The sequence below is a fragment of the Moorena bouillonii PNG genome (genome assembly GCF_001942495.1).
Classification (GTDB): domain Bacteria; phylum Cyanobacteriota; class Cyanobacteriia; order Cyanobacteriales; family Coleofasciculaceae; genus Moorena; species Moorena bouillonii.
The window spans coordinates 5,841,231-5,844,619 of the sequence record NZ_MKZS01000001.1; the positions used below are offsets into that span (position 1 = coordinate 5,841,231).

At 44.3% G+C, this 3,389-nt stretch carries 2 protein-coding genes; one reads left to right on the plus strand and one right to left on the minus strand.

Translation table 11 applies throughout. The annotated features are described in order from the left end of the window. Positions 1 to 195 precede the first annotated feature (195 nt). A complete protein-coding gene (locus BJP37_RS23720) occupies positions 196 to 1,323 on the plus strand; it encodes a hypothetical protein (protein ID WP_075902473.1) in 1,128 nt (375 codons plus the stop codon). A gap of 450 nt (positions 1,324 to 1,773) precedes the next feature. On the opposite strand, the gene BJP37_RS23725 is transcribed toward BJP37_RS23720, so the two are convergent. Next, the gene (locus tag BJP37_RS23725) at positions 1,774 to 3,273 is read right to left on the minus strand and encodes an HlyD family secretion protein (RefSeq protein ID WP_075902475.1); all 1,500 of its coding nucleotides are present in this window, start codon (positions 3,271 to 3,273) and stop codon (positions 1,774 to 1,776) included. Positions 3,274 to 3,389 lie beyond the last annotated feature (116 nt).

Genomic DNA, 3,389 nt, shown 5'->3' on the forward strand with positions numbered 1-3,389 from the left:
CCGGTCACCCCACACCCCACACCTGACGTCAAAGTAAAAAACCTACCCTTATGAGCTGCTCCCTGCTCCCTGCTCCCTATTTCAACAGTTAATTTTACTTTTGTCCGACTACTTATCATAAACCGTGGAAATTACCCTGATAACTAATTGGACAAGCATTCCTGATCAATGGTCATGAGCAGGCCAATTCAACATATGATGATTAAATCAAAACAATATAAGATTGAAAATCAACAGCGGGAGCAGGTTTTGGCAGAACTAGTTGAGCATATTTTGCGTACCCGTAAAGTGTGTCGCCCACGGCCAGGTCATCCTCTATCTGGCATCTATCTAGAGATCTATCAGACCGTACAGCAGCAGCTCAACCATAAACTTGAGGAGGCTATTGATAGCCGATATCTACAAATTACTTCTGATCAGGAGTGGGCCTCTTGGCGGGATAGTGTCTTTAAAAAGGTACTTGACGAGGGTCGTCTTCAGCAGCTAGCCCTAGAAGCACAACGACACGAACTCAATACCCCAGAGCGATTTTATGCCTTAACGGAATTGCTCAATGCCATTAAGCTTTCCGGTAAGCTTTACCATCGAGGCAAATTTTCCCCTGAGGTCTATGATGATGCTGTGAATCTGACATTGTATTATGTTTATCAAAACCTCAATCACTACAATCGAGAAAAAGGAAAATTTATAGCCTGGGTCAATTATCGCCTCAATAAGATGTTACAAAAAGCTCAACAAGACCTGACTGACCCATTTATCCAAGCTCAATCTGGCAAAATTGTCAGAATTAAATATCAGTTGATCGCTCTTATTAAAAACACCAAACTAGATCATGTGATTGTTTGGATAACACTGACCATCAAAGGCTTAATTACAAACAAGACCGATGCCGGTAACGTTACTAAAATTTTGATAGTATTATTTTTGTTGTGCCAGTTAATCGCAAAAGACCGAACCACAGGAGATTCATTAGTGTTTGAGATGGCTAAAGCCACTCTGCCTTTGCCCGCAAACTTGTCTGAGCTGACTGGGGAATCGCTCACCATAGAGACTGTGGCACAACCGGAAACAGAACTGACGTTGTATGACCAGGTCAGACACTATTTTAAAGAAGACCCGGAAAACCTGTTGCAGAAACATATCAAAAACCATCCTTCAGCTACCTTACAAGTGATAGGGTTAGCCTACCTCGACGGAAAAAAATGGCAAGAGATATCGGATTCTTTAGGAATTAAAATTTCATCCCTGAATAACTTCTTTCAACGTAATCTTAGGAAATTAGCCCCTGAAATCAAGAGATATATAGAGGAAGAGCTCGACTGAAAATGGTAAAAAAAAATATGTAAGTCATCAGCCATCAGCCATCAGCCTTGGGAGCATCCCATTTTTGCACATAACACTTTAAATTATGCTTTTAATCCCTAGTATTTTCGTTAGTTTGAGCAATGGATTTGCCAAATTGGGATGCTCCCTCAGCCTTTTGCCAACGGCTGAATGATTACAGAAATATAGGCTTGCCTAAATTGGTCCTTAATCTGCTCAAGACATCAACCTACATCAACACGCAAAAGGCATGCATGCCAGAAGTTTTTAAGAGGTTGTCTGAGAAGTATTATTTGCTACATCCAAGCCCCCGTTGGTCCCCCAATTTTGGGGGACTTTTAGAAGCAAATTGACTCTTGTTCCCCCCAAAGTTGGGGGGCTAGGGGGGCAAAATTCAGTATCAAAAAACTTTTCAGATATCCTCTAAGAGGGAACAGGTTTGAGATTACATTACAAGTCGGTGACCAGCCTTGCCTTCCTGAGCAGGAATCTTAGCACAGTCTCTTCTCTAGAAATAATATCGGCTCTGCCCTCCATTCCCAATTGAAGGGAACACTGGTTTTTGCCTTTACCGAGGACATGGCTTTCTGGAGAGATCGTCACCTCGTAGAAAGCACTAGCACCACGCCCCTTCTGGCTTAAAGCACTTGCCCTAGCACCATTACTTTGGGGTTTAATAGTATCTTCGGAAATTTGGCTGACTAAACCCTTGAGGGTACCATAATCTGGATAAGGACAGGCAGATACCCGCATGTGAACCTTTTGACCTTCTGCCAACTTGCCAATATCGCTTGGTGACACCACTGCCTTTATTTTCAAGGGTGCATCACCGGGAACAATTTGGGCAATTTCCTCTCCAGAGCGCACAGTTTGACCAGGGTTGCGCAAATTTAGCTTAGAAACAATCCCGTCTGCTGTGGCAGTAATCACAGTTTGGCTGAGGTCGAGTTCTACTTGTTTAAGTTCGCGGGAATCCCGCTCTAGGTGTTTACTGATTTCAATCCGCTGTTGGATCAGGGCTTCCCGTTCTTTGTTTAACCTAGCCAGAGTAGCTTCACCAGTGGCTTTTTCTTGGGCAATCCGTTCAGACGCGATCGCTACTTCTGAGCTGCTGGGATTGAGAGCAGCTTTCGCCCGCTGTAGTCTGGCAAGAGCCGCCTTAACCCCTTGTTGTAGCTGTTTTATGGTTTGTTTTTGCTCTTCAACTAGGGCTTTTTGCGCCTCCACCGCTTGTTCTTGCTGCTGGACAATCAGTTGTGCTTCCTCAAATCGATCCTGGGACAGGGCTCCCACTTCAGCAATGGGCTGATATCGGTTTCGCTTCGACCGGGCTGCATTTAAGGCAGCTTTAGTTGACTTAAAATTGGCCTGAGTGGACTTTAATCTAGCCTGGGCTCCGTACCATTGTTCCTGGGCTTGCCTTAACTGAGCCTCGGCTTCAGAGACTTCAGCCACAGTGGTAATCTTCCGGTCTCGATAGTCCCGGCGGCGGCGGTCTAGTTCAACTTCTGCAGAGGCAATAGCACGGTTGCTCCGGTTAGTTTCTGCTTGGATTTGACTATTGAGGGCACTAATTTGGGCTTTGATTTGAACCAGTTGTAACTGGACTTGCCCGATATTGCTTTGCAGTTGGCTTTTTTTAGTTTGAAGGCGAGAGTCGTCGATAGTGGCCAGCCCATCTCCTTTTTTGACCACTTGATTTTCTTCCACAGAAATCTTCATCACCTGACCCTCTGTTGCCGCTTGCACAATTCGCAATTCACCGGCAGGACGGAAAGAAGCCTGTGCTTTTACCGTTTCCTTATATTTGGTCACAGAGCCAATGGGAATTGCTAGGGCTAGCGTAGCCACAATAAACAGTCCGCCAAACTGAATCCAACGACCAATTGGTGGTAAAAATTCGTTTTCTTGAACTGGGGGCAGAACCTGATTTTCGTAATTGCTAATCATAATAATTATGAAAGTTTAATTTAGATAAATTTCTAGAGGTTTGCGACTTTGTTAAGTATATTTATGGTTTTTTAGGGAACAGGGAACAGGGAACAGGGAACAGGGAATAGAGCAGT